Source organism: [Clostridium] aerotolerans DSM 5434 (genome assembly GCF_000687555.1).
Lineage (GTDB): Bacteria > Bacillota > Clostridia > Lachnospirales > Lachnospiraceae > Lacrimispora > Lacrimispora aerotolerans.
Genome location: NZ_JHWJ01000003.1, coordinates 244107 through 259762 on the forward strand (window position 1 = coordinate 244107; position 15656 = coordinate 259762).

Sequence of the window (15656 nt, forward strand, 5' to 3'; positions counted from 1 at the left end):
TTGAAAAAGCTAAGGGGTTAGACTATGAACTTTAATAATTTCCGTGAACGAAATTTCGGCAGAGGTCGAAACCGCATTCAAAGCACAATCATGATTGCAATCTCTGTATTATTAATCATCGCAATTCTTGCACTCTGTGGCATTGCCATAAATAAAAAGCTGGGTAATGGCACATTGCCAGCTGATTCTTCTGTCGCAAACCACTCCTCTGAAAGTGAAGCAACTGCTGCCAGTGAGCCAGAGAAGGATCCTGGTTTAACTCTTCTTGAAAAAGCTGAGGCACTGTCGGTCCAATACGATTATGACGGAGCCATTGCCCTCTTACAGTCCGATACCAATCTGGCCGCCAGAGAGGATTTTAAATCAGCCATTGCCGGCTATGAAACTGCCAAAAGCGCTTTAGTCCCCGTTAATCCCCAGGATGTGACCCATGTATTTTTTCATTCTCTGATCATGGACAACAAAAAGGCCTTTGATGGAGATAAGAAGCAGGCAGGCTATAACCAGATGATGACCACCAAGTCTGAATTCTTAAAGATTATGCAGTCTATGTACGATAAGGGCTACGTGCTGGTCAGGATTCACGACCTGGCATATGAGACAAAGGATGAAAACGGCAATCCCAAATTTACATATGGCAACATCATGTTACCTGAGGGAAAAAAAGCATTCGTCCTTTCCCAGGATGATGTTTGTTACTACGAATACATGGATGGGGACGGCTTCGCTTCCAGGATTGTCATTGGAAAAGACGGCTACCCTACCTGTGAGATGAAGATGGATGATGGCAGCGTTTCCGTTGGAGATTATGATCTGGTCCCCATTTTGGAAAACTTCATCCAGACACACCCTGGTTTTTCCTACAAAGGAGCAAGGGGAATCCTGGCTTTTACCGGGTACAACGGAATCTTGGGATATCGCACCGACGAAGCTTATAAAGATACCAACCCTAATTTTGAAGAAGACAAAAAACAGGCGGCAGCCGTAGCCCAGAATCTAAAGGAGCATGGCTGGGAGCTGGCTTCTCACAGCTGGGGCCACCGCAACATGGGCGGAATCTCCATGGAGCATTTTAAAATAGATTCTGATAAGTGGGCAAAGAACGTAGGGTCCTTAATCGGCCCAACAGATATTATTCTCTTCCCCTTTGGAAGTGACATTGGAAGCTGGACGCCTTATACGGAGGCAAACGAACGTTTTACTTATTTACAATCACAGGGCTTTCGCTATTTCTGTAATGTAGATGCCAGTAAATCCACCTGGATGCAGCTTGGACAAGATTATTTCCGCCAGGCCAGAAGAAATCTTGACGGATACCGGATGTACTATTATCCAGACAGCTTAAAAGATCTCTTTAATGTACCTGATGTATTTGATCCGGACAGGCCTACCCCGGTTCCTCCCATGTAAGCGGCAATGCTAAACTGGAAACGTTTAATAAATGAATACGCATATAAGTAAAAAGGTATTTTGACATGGTTTTGCACCTGTCAAAATACCTTTTTTTATGATGAACTACGTTATATACTTAAATGATGTATTAAAATTCTACAAATCCTTTGATCGGCTGGTCAGGGGATACGGTTTCTGCATAAAGAACCGGGCCTTCCCCGTTATAATCCTTCCAGTATTCATAGGCGATCCTAGCCTTTACCTTGACCCACTGCTTTGTCTCAAGATTATTGGCTTCTCTTGATTTTGTTACAAATCCTAAGAAGGTCATATCATCTTCACAGCAAGTCATGGCCATACGTCCCGGTACAAAGTAATTTCTTGGGAACTCGGGAGTTTTTAATACCATAGCTGTAAATTCCACGGTTTTCCCTTCATACCGATCTCTTCGCTCCATACAGTCAATATACCAGACTCCATAAGCCTTAGGCGATATCTGAATCACTTCCTGGCTCACATCATAGGGCAGATCTTCTTCTGCAATCTCATTGACCTCTCCCTCAGAATCTTCAAATACAATCTCGCCTTTTGGACTCATGGACTTAAGCGTCCGGCGATAGCCGGAAAGATCCTCGATTCCATCACAGCGGTTGCAGATGATCATCTCGGAATTTTTGACCATTGCGAAAAGAAGCGGCTTCATATTGGCTGAGTATAAATCAAAGGTGGACATATCAATCAATGTAATTTGCTGATAAACGTTCCAGTCATCCGGAAGCTTTAACTGATCTAAATTCCACATTCCGTTCCATTCAATCAGAACACGCTCCGGATTGTGAAGCAGCTCCAGCTCCAGAAGCCGGTCTGGCGTCATCTCTTCTAAGCTGTCAATGAAAACAGCCTCTGTATGATTACGGGAAAGCAGCTCTGAATCATATTCTGTCTCACCCTCTTCGCAGACAATTAACAGTGTCTTCCCTTCTGTCTTAAAATAATCCTGTTCCATGGTAAACTGAAGGAACTGGGTCTTACCTGATTCCAAAAATCCATTAATCAGGAATACCGGCATAAAATCATCTTCCATTGTTTCGGTATTGCTCATGTTTTCCTCCATTCCAATTAACGCTTAAACGCTTTTTTCAGCTCTTCTTCTTTTAAATTGGCTCCAATGACACATACCTTGCCGGTATATTCCGGAACTCCGTTACGGATTTCATACTGCTCCGGCACAAGATCAAAGTAAAGCCACTGACCCTTTTCTTCTCCTGGGATCATACCCTTTGCCCGAAGCACATCTCCAAAGCCTTCTCCGTATGCCAGCTCATCGAGGATCTTATCCAGCTCTTCCCTGCTGATAGAAGCAACATTCTCTGCTCCCCAGCTGGTGAATACCTCATCTGCATCATGATGGTCATGGTCATGACCGCAGCCGCAGCCTTCTCCATGATGATGATGATGCTCATGGTCATGGTCGTGATCGTGATGATGACCGCAGCCACAGCTCTCCTCGTGATCATGGTGATGATGCTCATGGTCGTGATCGTGATGATGACCGCAGCCACAGCCCTCCTCGTGGTCGTGATCATGGTGATGATGTTCATGGTCATGATCGTGGTCGTGATGATGACCACAGCCGCAGCCACCCTCGTGAGCATGGTGGTGATGCTCATGGCCGTGATCATGACCGCAGCCACATTCTCCTTCGTGGTCATGATGATGGGACTTGACCTCAGCCAAAAGATCTTCAACCATGGTATCAGGCTTTTCAATAATTTCCATAAGCTGTTTTCCGCTCAGTTCTCCAAATGGAGTGGTGACTACGGACGCTTTTGGATTTAATTCCCTGATGATTTCAACCGCCTGGTCAACCTTGTCCGATGGAGCGATGTCCGTACGGCTTAAAACAACGGTTCCGGCATTTTCTATCTGGTTATTAAAAAATTCACCAAAATTCTTCCGGTACATTTTACACTTCTGGGCGTCTACAATGGTCACTGCGCTGTTTAAGACCACATCAAGCTGGGAAGCAACGTCAACAACTGCCTTCATAACGTCAGACAGCTTACCTACGCCAGATGGCTCGATAATTACACGGTCAGGCTGGTATTTTGTAAGCACTTCTTTTAAGGATTCTCCAAAATCGCCTACAAGAGAACAACAGATACAGCCAGAATTCATCTCACGGATCTCAATGCCTGCATCCTTTAAGAAACCGCCGTCAATTCCTATCTCACCAAATTCATTTTCAATCAGGACAACCTGCTCACCTGCAATGGCCTCCTGTAATAACTTCTTAATAAAAGTCGTCTTTCCAGCTCCAAGGAAGCCGGAGATAATATCAATCTTTGTCATGTCAGTACGTACCTCTTTTCTTTCCAGAGTTTAACAAGAAACTACAACTACTTATTGTGTCACAAACTTTACCATAAGTCAAGCAGAGTGCCTTCGGTTTTCTTTTGCATAATCTGCAAAAATTATCAGCTGATCCAATGATTCCAATTTAAATGTATCACTTTTTGACACCTTTTTCTGATATACTATAAAAAAGACAGCAAAGAAAGGAGCTAACAGCTAATGAAAAAACTATTTCTGGCATCCTCATTTCAGGATGTGGCAGACCTGCTTCCAGATTTCGAAAAAAACTTAAAGGGGAAAACAATTACCTTTATTCCAACTGCAAGTATCGTGGAAACGGTTAATTTTTATGTGAAATCAGGCAGAAAAGCATTGGAAGATATGGGACTTCTGGTTGATGAGCTGGAGATTTCCACTGCATCAGCAGAAGAAATCACTTCAAAACTCAAGCAAAATGATTATATTTACGTGACCGGAGGCAATACATTTTTCCTGCTTCAGGAAATGAAGCGTACCGGTACTGATCAGTTAATAAAAGAGGAAGTAGATTCAGGAAAGCTTTATATTGGAGAATCTGCAGGAGCCATTGTTGCATCGGCTGATATTGAATATGCAAAAGGTATGGATTCTGTTGATGAGGCACCGGACCTTGAAAGCTTTAAGGCGCTTAGTCTTGTAGATTTCTACCCTGTCCCACACTATAACAATCCGCCTTTTCAGGAAGCCACGAAGCAAATTATAGATACTTATTCCTCCACATTAAAGCTCTCTCCCATCAGCAATCAAGAGGCCATTCTGGTCAATCATGAAGAGATAAAAGTAAAGGCAAGCCAGCTCCATTCATAAATACGGATTCTGTCCATTTACTGATTTTTGATATGGTATCATGGTTATCATGCCATAAAAATACGCCTTGAAACGGGATTTATAAGACCGATCAAGGCATATTTTTTATCCTTTTTTCCACAGGGTGCTTGTAATAAGACTTCTAAAGCTCCTGCTTTTCCCTTTCCTGCTCATCAAAACAGTGAAAACAGCATCCGCTGCATCCAGAACAGTTTCCGCAGCAGTTACCCTTTTGCTTTGTCAATTTCTTTCCGGCAAGATACACCAGAACAATCAGAATCAGAGAAATAATAATCGTAGATCCATTGGCGGAAAGCCACAACAGCATAAGAGGTCTCTCCTTCCTTTATTGTCCCCATCTCTAAGTAGCTTAGAGAATCAGATACTTTTATATATAGAATATTCTCTCGCTCACGGATTGTAGCCAGGTTCCAGATAAATCATTGCATACCTGTCATTATTTATTTACTCTGGACTTAATGAGTTTTCCGATTTCCTTTACCGTCTCTGATGGCTGATAATCCTCTTCATCAAACAAAAACTGATGCAGGTGCTTGACACTGTCCACCATATCAATGGGCACAACGTAGTCCTTTACTTTCCCGATGGCAGCGTCTTTTACTTTATAGGGAAATCCCTCCGATACTGTCATGTGGAACCGCCTCACATTCTTTATCAGGGGCAGAAGATCCTTCATTCCAATGCTGGTCGATATCTGGGGAAGAACGGTAGATACCAGCCTATTTAAGGTAGGCAGATCAGCTTCTCTGGCCTTCTTAAGCACCAGATTCGCAACCTCTCTCTGCCGTTCCGTCCGCTTAAAGTCAGTATCCGTTTTACGAAGCCTGGCATAAGCCACCGCCTGAACCCCATCTAAATGATTTAAGCCTTCCTTCTTTAGATGATGGGAGCCTATGCCTGTAGATTCCACGGTCTCCGTAATAAAACCATTGATTAACCGAAACTCTTCATGGCTGATATCAACATCAATCCCGCCCAAAATATTGATAGCCTCTGCAACCGCCTTCCAGCTAAATGCGGCATAATCATCAATGCTTAAATCAAGATTTTCTGTCAGAGCCTCCACTGCCTGTGCAGGACCTCCAAAGAAGTAGGCATCGTTGATCTTCCCATACCGTCCTTTTTTATCAAGCTTTAAGTAAGTATCGCGGTATACAGAAACGACTCTCATTTCTCCGGTACCCAGATTAATATTAAAGACCATCTGCATATCAGACCTGGTACTCTTTTTTAAATTGCCTTCTCTGGAATCCACACCGAAGACAGCAACGGTCCAATAGCCTTCCATCTTTTCCTGAGTCTCTATACTGATATTTGTATTCTGAACCGGGGGCCGATCCATCTCCGGCAGCTTCTGGGGCATATGAGCCATATTCCATGCAAATCCTGCCATCGTACCTATCATAGCCGCCCATACGGCTGCAATCGCTATAAAGCCCCATTTCAAGTTTTTAGCCATGATTCCTCCCAAGTTAACAATGCATTCTTATCTCTCCTTAATTTCCCTTTATTTTTAAATTTTATGCAAAAACATGTTTTATCTTTTCCGGGTGATCGATGATATAGTTGGGGTGAAATGTTTCAAGTTCTTTCTGATCTCTGAATCCCCATGTGACACCAACCGTGTCCATACCTGCATGGATTCCAGTCTTCATATCTGTGTTGGTATCTCCAAAATACAGGCATTCCGAAGGCTTCACGTGAAAGGCTTCCGCCATAAATAAGGCACCGGCTGGATCAGGCTTTAAGGAAATTCCGTCTCCATCTCCTACAATCAGATCGAAATATCCCCGTTCAAAGCAGGTCTCCACACATTCCACCGCTCTCACACGGTTTTTATTTGTCAGTATCCCTATTTTGATTTCCTTTTCCTTTAAAAACCGAAGGAGCTCCGGGATTCCATCATACGGTTTTATCTCATAGAGGCAATTTTCCTCAAATATCTTTTCATATACAGAAAGAGCTTCCTCATAATGCACCAGAGCTTCATCTCCGGAATAAACCAGGGCCCGTTCCACCAGCTTTTTATATCCGTCTCCTACAAATTTCTTCGTATGGTCCTCATCCACCGGTCCATAGCCAAAATGAGCCATAGCCAAACTGACACTATGAGAAAGGGATGCGATGGTATCAAGGACGGTTCCATCAAGATCAAAAATACAGCATTTATACATAATTCTCCTCCTTACGTAAATTCATAGTTCCATTATAGAGCATGGTGCATTTAAAATCCAGTATTCCCTGATTCTGCATAAGGTACTTATTTATGACCATAATAAACATGTCTGTAAATAACAGATAAGGGAGAATGATATGAAAGAATATAGAAGATACTGGATCATCGCAGCCATGATAGGAGTTGCATTCCTTTTGATTGCCGCTTTTACCACAGCAAACTGGTATCATAGCAAAAGCAAAGCAGCAGACCAAAGCGCCATGACAAATGGCGTCCATGATTCATCGACAGCCCTATCCAATAAAAACCTGGACAATGTTTCCGCCGAGGATGCCGTAAACCGCTATCTCACCAGAGAACAAGAGCTTACAACAAATTTATTAAAGGAGCTTAAGCCTATGGAAGCCTCAGGAAATGGTTCCCTGGATTATGTAAAAGCAATGATTTCATTAAATGAAGCAACCACCCTCCTTTCAGAGTCCTATAAAACCTTTGGCGGTAATGATGAAACATTTAAGCTCCTATCCCAGCAAACAGAAAAAAAGCTCCCGGCAGAAAATGAAACCATGAAGGAATTAATGGATAAATACGCCAGGGAAGAGCACAAGAATGAGGATATGGAAAATGCTTATCTCACCGATTTCAATGCACTGGTGGCTGAATTTGAAAAAGCAGGAAAAACGGACTCTTCCAGCTTGGAACATGCCTTTTCTCAGACCCTTATTCAGTATGATCAGTTAGCCGTAAATCTGTCCACCTCAATACTCGAATATACCGATTATAATGAAATCGTTACCATGGCTCAGAAAATTATAAACGATAGAAAACCCCAAATAGAGGAATTAAAAAAATTGACGCAATAGAATACAGCGTACGAGAAAAACGCCTTGTCGGAATTTCATTGTTCCGGATCAAGGCGTTTTTGCGTTATATATAAATCAGTCTGTGTGTATCCTTATTCTCTGTCCAGATTTTTCTTTAATAAAGCCAGAACCCCACAGCCAGCCACAGAACCGATCACAATGGCTGCAAGATACCCCAATGGGTTACCAATGGTAGGAAGTACAAAAATACCGCCATGTGGTGCTCTTAAGGTACATTGAAATGCCATGGATAACGCTCCTGCCACGGCTGAACCGATCATACAGGAAGGAATGACACGAATAGGATCAGCGGCTGCAAATGGAATTGCTCCTTCGGAAATAAAGGAAAGTCCCATAATATAATTTACCAGACCGGACTGACGCTCCTTTTCGGTAAATTTCTTCTTAAAGAAGGTGGTACAAAGGGCAATGGCGATTGGAGGAACCATACCGCCTGCCATGACTGCTGCCATGATATCAAAATTTCCTTCTGCAAGCTGAGCCGTACCGAATACATATGCAGCCTTGTTAACAGGACCACCCATATCCACTGACATCATACCGCCTACAACAGCTCCTAATACAATTTTACTGGTGCCACCCATGCTGTTTAACAAACTGGTAATACCATCATTGATAGCTCCTACAAATGGATTAATAAAGGTAGTTGCCACGGCTGCCAGGAGAATACCGATTAAGGGGTATAACAGCACCGGCTTAATTCCCTCTAAGGATTTTGGAAGCTTGCTGAAAGCTTTCTTAAGCAGCAGTACAATATAACCTCCGATAAAACCAGCTAACAGAGCTCCTAAGAATCCAGAGTTCACTCCGCCGCCTGCAGGATTTGCAAAGGTAGATCCCATCTTTGCAATGAGTCCGGCTACGAAACCTACAGCTAATCCGGGACGGTCTGCAATGCTCATTGCAATGTATCCGGCTAACACAGGAAGCATCATACCAAATGCCTGCTCACCAATGGTCTTTATATAAGCTGCAAAGGGTGTATTTTTACCAAAGTTTGAAGGATCAATGGAATAATCGTCAAATAAGAATGCCAGTGCAATTAAAATACCGCCGCCGATAACAAAGGGGAGCATGTGAGAAACACCATTCATTAAATGCTTGTAGATGGAATGGCCTACACTTCCGCTTTCGCTGCTCTCCTGGGAAGAAGAACCGGAATAATGATAAACCGGAGTTTCCTTACTGACTGCCCGTTTGATCAGTTCCTCGCCTTTTTGAATGCCTTCTGAAACCGTAGCCATGACAACACGCTTTCCGTCAAACCGGGCCATATCTACATTTTTATCTGCGGCAATAATGATTCCTTCGGCAGCCTCAATTTCTCCCCTGGTCAATGCATTGCCGATTCCCTCGGCTCCATTGGTCTCTGCCTTTAAAGGAATTCCCAGCTTCTTTCCGCTCTGTTCCAGATTTTCTGCTGCCATAAAGGTATGAGCAATTCCTGTGGGACATGCGGTAACCGCCAGGACACGATACCCTCTTGTTTCTTTCTCTTCTTTTTTCTGGTTCCCCGCTGACTCTTTATCATCAATCACCTTTAAAAATTCTTCTTTTGATCCTGCATTCATTAAATCTTCTCTGAAATCCGGGTCCATAAGAAGAGTGGACAGCTTTGATAACGCCTCTAAATGTAAATCAGCTCCGCCTTCCGGTGCAGCAATCATGAAAATCAGCCTGACAGGAGCTCCGTCAAACGCCTCATAATCCACGCCCTCAGGCACTACAATCGCTGCAAGACCTGCTTCCTTTACGGCATTCGTCTTTCCGTGAGGAATGGCAATTCCCTCGCCAACAGCCGTGCTTCCATGTGCTTCCCGCTTTAAGATTTCTTCTTTGTAAGCGGCCTTATCAAGCAGTCTGCCGCCCCGTCCCATTAAGTCTACCAACCGGTCAATGGCTGCTTCTTTTCCTGAGACCTTAACATCAAGCTCTACACTTTCTTTTTTCAGTAACTCTGTGATCTTCATCAAAACCCCTCCTTTGACAATTCATCATACTGCTTTCTTATCTCATCCCTGGTGGCAAGGCCCTCGGAAAAAGCGGTGGCGCTTCCTGCTGCACTGCCAAGCCTAAGGGCATGTTCATAACTGCCGTTTTCTAAATATCCTGCAAGAAAACCTGCTACCATGGAATCTCCTGCTCCTACGGAATTTTTTACAATCCCCTTTGGAACGCCCATCTTGTAAACTTCCTGATCTGCTGTGATCAAAATCGCTCCATCACCAGCCATGGATATGAGAACATTCTGTGCTCCCATTTCCTGCAGCCTTTTTCCGTATTCAATGATCTCCTCTGTACTACTTAGAGTCACATGGAACATCTCACCCAATTCATGGTTATTGGGCTTAATTAAAAATGGCTGGTAAGGAAGCACGTTAATCAGCAGATCCTTTGTTGCATCTACTGCAATGCGGACACCCCTGTCTTTTAACCGGGCCATGATCCGCTCATAAATATCATCGTCAATGGTCTTTGGAATGCTTCCGGATAAGATCAGGACATCTCCCTCTGTTAGGCAGTCCAGCTTATCAAACAGGAGATTTATATCCTCACCCGTAATCTCAGGGCCCATTCCATTTAACTCAGTCTCTTCACTTGATTTTATCTTAACATTGATTCTTGACATGCCTTTTTCCACCTGGATAAAGTCCGACCGAAATCCCATATTCATGACTCGTTTTAGAATCTCATGGCCGGTAAATCCTGCAACAAAGCCAAGGGCAGTACTTCCAAAACCTAATGCTGCCAGAACTGTAGATACATTCAGTCCTTTTCCCCCGCAATAGATGCCTTCCCAATCAGCTCTGTTAACAGTTCCCAGGGTGAAGTGATCAGCTTTTACCACATAATCCAAAGCAGGATTAAACGTAACTGTGTAAATCATATTTCACCTCTCCTTTTATGCGTAAAATTTTATTTCATCCCTCACTAATAATATAATACGATTGTTTTATTTCGTCAATATAATTCCACAAGAAATAATATTTCTCAAATCTTTTCGTCGCTTTGCACAATTTTCTACAACTAGTCAAAGGTAACACCGATTTATTTTGTGCTTATTTACCTGTTTTTATCCAGATCGGAACATACTTATAAAATAAAACAAAAAACGAAGGGATACATGGCATACATGCATCTCTTCGTTTCTTATTCATAGATACTTCTCTATTTTTTATCGTCTGATATGGCAATCTCATGACGTCTGATGTGGTCATGAGAATCTTTTATGCTCACTGACAGGAATAAATACAAAATCTCCATCACCGTAGTTGCCGAAACTCTGGAAAAACAGAATTCGCCCAGCAAAAGCTTCTCTCTGGTGGCCGTCGTAATATGATACTGGCAGGCCTGGCCCAAAGGTGATGACGGATTGTTCGTAATCGCAATGATTGGCGTATGATTCTCCTTTGCCACCGCGGCAAGGGTCATAAGACGCTTGGAAAAACCGGAATTGGAGATGATGATCACCGCATCCTCTTTCGTTAAATTACAGGTAAAAGCCATCTGAGTCTCCCAGATGGTGCCGGATACTGCCCGGATACTGCCCGGATACCAAGCTGGTTAAACTTAAAAGATCCGTCCATGGCTACGGGTATGGTATTGCCTACCGCAACCAACTGAACTGTTCTTGCATGTTCGATGATCTTTAAAATCTTATCAAGCTCCTCTGTATCCATCATGGTTATGGTCTGAGTCAGCTCTGCCACCTTATTTGCCAATATATTCTGTAGAGACTGAGAAAGATTCTCTCTGTTTATATCATTGGATACATGGGTGGAATTCCCTCTCTCCTCAGCAATTTCTTTTGCAAGATTGATTTTTAAATGGTGAAAGCCGTTAAAACCACATCTTCTGCAGAATCTGGATACGGTCGCATCGCTGGTTCCGCTTGCCAGAGCCAGTTCTGCTACCGTCATATCGATCATTTCACTTTTATGAGCCAGAATATAGTCTGCTATCTTTTTCTCCGCTTCAAAAAAGGAATCATAAGACGAACAGAGTACTCCTGACACGCTGATATTTTCCTGCATATGCAACCCGCCTCTCATGTAACATTATTTCATAATTATATCATGATGTGAAATAAAATGTAAAGAGGTTATCTTCTTTTCCCAAGGGTGAGTAAAAAGATGGTGGAAATAATACAAGCAAAACCAAGAAGATCCATGAGACCAAATCCCACCTTTAAAAGAAGGGCGGAAAACAACGTAGCCGAAACAGGCTCCACGGAAGCAAACAAGCTCCCCCTCTTTGGTCCCACCCATTTGACACCTTCCAAATAGGCCACAAATGCAACAATGGTACCAAACAGGATGATATAGGTAAGCCCCCCGATCACCCCTGCGTCTACGGTGACTGCCATGGTCCAGGGTCTGAAAAACAGACAAAGGAGAACTCCGCCAATGAGCATTCCCCAGCCGGTCACGATCATGGACCCATATTTTGTTAATATGGCCCCTGGCTGTACGGTATAGACTGCTAAAGCCACTGCCGAACAAAGTCCCCAGAACAATGCCTTATGTGATATGGCGAGGCTGTTTAACTTTCCATGAGTAGCCAGCAATACAGTGCCAAGGATTGCAAGTAAAACCGCAAGCACCTCAATTTTATCCGGTCTTTTCCCAGTCTTTAGGGAAACATAAATGACGATCAAAACAGGACCTATGTATTGAAGCACAGTGGCTGTTCCAGCGTTTGACTGGCTGATTGCCGTAAAATAAGTATATTGGCACATGGACATTCCAAACATGCCGAAAATCAAAACATCAAGCCCATCCCTTGGAGTCTTAAAAATCTGAAATACCTTCTTCCCATCCTTAATAAAGCATATAGTCAGAAGAATAATTCCTGCCAAAAGAAGGCGTATGGGAATCAGCCAATCAGAGGTAAGCCCCTTGCTCTGCATCAGATACTGCCCACAGGTTCCTGAAAGCCCCCACAAAATTCCTCCGAACAAGGTTAAAATACAACCTTTTTTAAGATTGGGGACTGCTGTCATTTCCAATTCCGTCATTTCTCCTCCCATATTCCAGGGCACATTCCCATGTATTAAAATCGTGTCCCGTATCTCTTATCATTTCATTCATTTCAGCAAAAAGCCTGCTGTCTGGTAAATTTCGTTCCCATAGCCGGTAAGCTTCTTCCGACTTGACCCAGGCGGCATCCACCGGTATACCAGCGCAGTAAGCCCGGTTAATATCTGAATAGAGCCCTGCCATCTTATTTCTCTGCTCTTCGGGCAGATTTTTAAGCTTTTCATAGACCTGGCTGCTGACTATATCCATTAAGAAATCAGCTCCGTATTCTCTGAATTTAAGCAGATTATCATCGGTTACCTGCTGGTCTTTGGCCCATTTTCCTACATCAAGCTCTTTGGAGGTATAAAAAAGTCCATTGTTATCCGTCCATTTTAAGACTCCATATTGGAAAGGGGAAATGGCCAGGGAATCTGCCACCACCTCACTGATATGATATCCCTCCTCAGGGGCTCCAGGCCTTGGCTTATGAGTTTTCGTCCTTTGTAAGTGCAGATGGCCGCTTATGTATAAAGGTACCCGGTAAGACTCTAAAAGCTGTATGACTTCCTCGCTGTTTTCCAGGGTACAATCAACCGGATATCGAATGCTTTCCTTTAAAAGATTGTGATGGGCGATGGTAATTACGTTGACCGAACGCTTCTTAGCCTCTAAAAGCTCAGTCTTCATCCAGGCCAGAGTCTTCTCCCTGATCCGTCCTCCCACCTTATTCTCAGGCTCATACTGGGCAGAATCCAGCATGAGGAGCCAGTTGTATTCATCAAGCTCATATACGTAGCTAAAGGAAGCCTCATCCTGGCTGATTGCCTGGTCATAACCAAAGCTCCTATAGATACGGTAAAAATCTTCTGGAGTTACAATGTCTGACGGTTCTCTTTCTTTCCCCATATAGGATGCTGAATTATAATTATTAATATCATGATTTCCTGGTATGACTAAGACCTTAACGCCTTTTTCCTCTAAAACTTCCAGCTTCTTAGCCAGTGCCTCATGCCCTCTCTTTTCCCCATTTAGGGTAAGATCCCCGCTTAAGACTACTACAGACGGCTTCAGTTCTTCCATATCCCTGGTAAAGGAATCCATAAGCTCTGGTATATATTGAACTACCTTTCCATCATCCCCTTTTGCCATGGTCCAGAACGCCTGGCCATAATCTGTAAGGTCCGGGGAATAGTAATGCACATCCGTTGCTATTACAATGGAAGGAGGCTTGTATACTTCCTCTGTTTCTGTTGTTTGGTCAGATGAAATCTCTGCTTTTGATTCTGCAATGCTTTCTTTGGTTTCTTCCTGTGTGGTCTGAGATTCCAAATCCGGCAGGGAAGGTTGTGTTTCGCTTTCTTTTGTCTCGCCTTCCGTCACTTCCATTATCACTGGTTCAGAAGTCTGGGTTTTATCAGGAGATGGCGAACTCAGTCTGCCAACCATGGTAACGATTCCAAAACATACGAAAAGCATCACCGAATAAATCAAAACCAGAAGGCTGTTTTTCTTTCGTTTATTCATTTTATTTCTTGATAATCCTTTTCTTTTCCATATATCCTAAGGAATCATATCACGCATTGAAGAATAGGGCAACCATAGAATTGCAAAAGAAACCCTACAAGCAGGAAAGGTGCTGCGCCCATGGCTGAAATTCGGCCAAGAGTACAACACCTTCTTTATAAAACCTTATTTACAAATCATATTCTATATCTTTAATACCACCGGGTCATTGGAATCTCATTATTCACACCCTTGGAAACAAGGATCTGGTGGAGGTCTATGATTCCGTTATGAAAGGTGGCTGCGCAGCCATTCAGATAAAGATCCCACATCCGGACAAATTCATTTCCCATCTTTTCCTGGATTTCCTGCCTGTGTTCGTTAAAATTCATATCCCAGCAGCGGAGGGTCTTATAGTAGTGCCTGCGAAGGCTCTCTACGTCCAGGGTATAAAACTGATGGTCACTTAAGATATGAATCATCTCTCTGAGGCTTGGAACCATGCCACCTGGGAAAATGTATTTCTTCATCCAGGGATCTCCCGGATATTCCTTTAAAGCACTGATATAATGTAGCAAGAACAGACCGCCCGGTTTTAAGACCGCTTCTGCATTTTTAATAAACAGCTCATAATGCTCTCTGCCCACATGCTCCACCATTCCAACACTGACTACCCGGTCAAAGGTCCTGCCACACTTTTCCAAATCTCTGTAATCCATTAATTCGGAAGAAACCTTTCCAACAAGTCCCTCTGCCTCGATCCGTTCATCAAATTTCTTTTTCTGCTCTTTGCTGAGAGTAATGCCCACACCGTTCACTCCATACTCCTTGGCAGCCCGTATGAGTAAATAGCCCCAGCCACAGCCGATATCAAGAAGGGTCATATCCTTTTTCAGGCACAGCTTCTGTAAAATCCGTTCTACCTTATTGCACTGGGCCTCGTATAGGCTGTCTTCATCCGTTTTAAAGTATCCACAGGAATAGCTCATGGTATCGTCAAGCCAGAGGCTGTAAAAATCATTGCCGATATCGTAGTGTGAGGTTACTTCCTTTTCCTGATTCTTTTTGGACTGAGAAGAAAAAATAAGTTTCTTAAGCTTTGAATGGTCTGCGGAAAACTTCCCCATCTGACCGAGAAAATGATCCAGAGCCTGAAATAAATCTCCTTCGATCTCCAGATTTCCCTTCATATACGCTTCCCCTAAGGCAAGAGACGTACTTGTTAAAAGCTCCTGACTTCCGATATCTTCTTTTAGATTCACCAGAAATGTTGGATTTCCTTCTCCGATATGATGTTTTTTCCCATTGACGATCACATCAAAGGGGTGATCATCAAACTTCTGAAGAAAGGATATTAAAAAATTGTCTGTCATTAGTTTCATGGCTTTTCCTCCTGTTCCTTATTTGTTATATCAGCATTTTTGCCATAATTTAGCTGTTTTATAAGACATTTTATAT

At 43.1% G+C, this 15656-nt stretch carries 13 protein-coding genes and 1 pseudogene; 3 read left to right on the forward strand and 11 right to left on the reverse strand.

What is annotated here, in order from left to right:
• Nucleotides 1-24 precede the first annotated feature (24 nt).
• Nucleotides 25-1410 (forward strand): polysaccharide deacetylase family protein, encoded by a 1386-nt coding sequence (locus tag T546_RS0106155; RefSeq protein ID WP_026890866.1) that lies wholly within the window; start codon nucleotides 25-27, stop codon nucleotides 1408-1410.
• Between the two features lie 130 nt (nucleotides 1411-1540).
• On the opposite strand, the gene T546_RS0106160 is transcribed toward T546_RS0106155, so the two are convergent.
• Both T546_RS0106160 and T546_RS0106165 read right to left on the reverse strand, forming a co-directional pair.
• Nucleotides 1541-2476 (reverse strand): TIGR03943 family putative permease subunit, encoded by a 936-nt coding sequence (locus T546_RS0106160; protein ID WP_026890867.1) that lies wholly within the window; start codon nucleotides 2474-2476, stop codon nucleotides 1541-1543.
• Nucleotides 2477-2511: 35 nt separating this feature from the next.
• Nucleotides 2512-3744 carry a CobW family GTP-binding protein gene (locus T546_RS0106165; RefSeq protein WP_026890868.1) on the reverse strand — a complete coding sequence of 411 codons (1233 nt, stop codon included), beginning with the start codon at nucleotides 3742-3744 and terminating at the stop codon, nucleotides 2512-2514.
• A 222-nt stretch (nucleotides 3745-3966) separates the two neighbouring features.
• On the opposite strand from T546_RS0106165, the gene T546_RS0106170 reads away from it, so the two are divergent.
• Entirely contained in the window at nucleotides 3967-4593 is a 627-nt protein-coding gene (locus tag T546_RS0106170) for a peptidase E (protein ID WP_026890869.1), read from the forward strand.
• Nucleotides 4594-4735: 142 nt separating this feature from the next.
• Here T546_RS0106170 and T546_RS0106175 read toward each other — a convergent pair whose 3' ends face one another.
• From T546_RS0106175 to T546_RS0106185, 3 genes are all read right to left on the reverse strand, one after another.
• Complete coding sequence (locus T546_RS0106175; protein ID WP_026890870.1) at nucleotides 4736-4921, reverse strand: FeoB-associated Cys-rich membrane protein; 186 nt, start codon at nucleotides 4919-4921, stop codon at nucleotides 4736-4738.
• A gap of 129 nt (nucleotides 4922-5050) precedes the next feature.
• On the reverse strand, nucleotides 5051-6073 hold the full coding sequence (locus T546_RS0106180) for an LCP family protein (protein ID WP_026890871.1): 1023 nt from the start codon (nucleotides 6071-6073) through the stop codon (nucleotides 5051-5053).
• 61 nt (nucleotides 6074-6134) lie between these two features.
• Complete coding sequence (locus T546_RS0106185; RefSeq protein WP_026890872.1) at nucleotides 6135-6788, reverse strand: HAD family hydrolase; 654 nt, start codon at nucleotides 6786-6788, stop codon at nucleotides 6135-6137.
• A 139-nt stretch (nucleotides 6789-6927) separates the two neighbouring features.
• Between T546_RS0106185 and T546_RS0106190 the strand changes: the two genes are divergently transcribed.
• The gene (locus T546_RS0106190; RefSeq protein ID WP_026890873.1) at nucleotides 6928-7653 is read left to right on the forward strand and encodes a DUF305 domain-containing protein; all 726 of its coding nucleotides are present in this window, start codon (nucleotides 6928-6930) and stop codon (nucleotides 7651-7653) included.
• Nucleotides 7654-7745: 92 nt separating this feature from the next.
• Here the strand turns inward: T546_RS0106190 and T546_RS0106195 are convergent, their stop codons facing one another.
• The 6 genes and pseudogenes from T546_RS0106195 to T546_RS0106220 form a co-directional block, all read right to left on the reverse strand.
• Complete coding sequence (locus T546_RS0106195; RefSeq protein ID WP_026890874.1) at nucleotides 7746-9644, reverse strand: PTS fructose transporter subunit IIABC; 1899 nt, start codon at nucleotides 9642-9644, stop codon at nucleotides 7746-7748.
• A complete protein-coding gene (gene pfkB, locus T546_RS0106200) occupies nucleotides 9644-10561 on the reverse strand; it encodes a 1-phosphofructokinase (protein ID WP_026890875.1) in 918 nt (305 codons plus the stop codon). Before pfkB ends, T546_RS0106195 begins: the two co-directional genes overlap by 1 nt.
• 281 nt (nucleotides 10562-10842) lie before the next feature.
• Nucleotides 10843-11708: pseudogene (locus tag T546_RS26410) on the reverse strand (MurR/RpiR family transcriptional regulator).
• 68 nt (nucleotides 11709-11776) lie between these two features.
• On the reverse strand, nucleotides 11777-12691 hold the full coding sequence (locus tag T546_RS0106210) for a DMT family transporter (protein WP_026890876.1): 915 nt from the start codon (nucleotides 12689-12691) through the stop codon (nucleotides 11777-11779).
• A complete protein-coding gene (locus tag T546_RS22920; protein ID WP_051629631.1) occupies nucleotides 12654-14219 on the reverse strand; it encodes a metallophosphoesterase in 1566 nt (521 codons plus the stop codon). Before T546_RS22920 ends, T546_RS0106210 begins: the two co-directional genes overlap by 38 nt.
• 191 nt (nucleotides 14220-14410) lie before the next feature.
• Nucleotides 14411-15580, reverse strand: coding sequence for an SAM-dependent methyltransferase (locus tag T546_RS0106220; RefSeq protein WP_026890877.1), 1170 nt, complete (start codon nucleotides 15578-15580; stop codon nucleotides 14411-14413).
• Nucleotides 15581-15656: the final 76 nt, after the last annotated feature.

Bases quoted from the DNA above. Each gene is read 5' to 3' on its own strand.
- T546_RS0106155 (WP_026890866.1), top strand. From the start codon at position 25: ATGAACTTTAATAATTTCCGTGAACGAAATTTCGGCAGAGGTCGAAAC.
- T546_RS0106160 (WP_026890867.1), bottom strand. From the start codon at position 2,476: ATGGAAGATGATTTTATGCCGGTATTCCTGATTAATGGATTTTTGGAA.
- T546_RS0106165 (WP_026890868.1), bottom strand. From the start codon at position 3,744: ATGACAAAGATTGATATTATCTCCGGCTTCCTTGGAGCTGGAAAGACG.
- T546_RS0106170 (WP_026890869.1), top strand. From the start codon at position 3,967: ATGAAAAAACTATTTCTGGCATCCTCATTTCAGGATGTGGCAGACCTG.
- T546_RS0106175 (WP_026890870.1), bottom strand. From the start codon at position 4,921: ATGCTGTTGTGGCTTTCCGCCAATGGATCTACGATTATTATTTCTCTG.
- T546_RS0106180 (WP_026890871.1), bottom strand. From the start codon at position 6,073: ATGGCTAAAAACTTGAAATGGGGCTTTATAGCGATTGCAGCCGTATGG.
- T546_RS0106185 (WP_026890872.1), bottom strand. From the start codon at position 6,788: ATGTATAAATGCTGTATTTTTGATCTTGATGGAACCGTCCTTGATACC.
- T546_RS0106190 (WP_026890873.1), top strand. From the start codon at position 6,928: ATGAAAGAATATAGAAGATACTGGATCATCGCAGCCATGATAGGAGTT.
- T546_RS0106195 (WP_026890874.1), bottom strand. From the start codon at position 9,644: ATGAAGATCACAGAGTTACTGAAAAAAGAAAGTGTAGAGCTTGATGTT.
- pfkB (WP_026890875.1), bottom strand. From the start codon at position 10,561: ATGATTTACACAGTTACGTTTAATCCTGCTTTGGATTATGTGGTAAAA.
- T546_RS0106210 (WP_026890876.1), bottom strand. From the start codon at position 12,691: ATGACGGAATTGGAAATGACAGCAGTCCCCAATCTTAAAAAAGGTTGT.
- T546_RS22920 (WP_051629631.1), bottom strand. From the start codon at position 14,219: ATGAATAAACGAAAGAAAAACAGCCTTCTGGTTTTGATTTATTCGGTG.
- T546_RS0106220 (WP_026890877.1), bottom strand. From the start codon at position 15,580: ATGAAACTAATGACAGACAATTTTTTAATATCCTTTCTTCAGAAGTTT.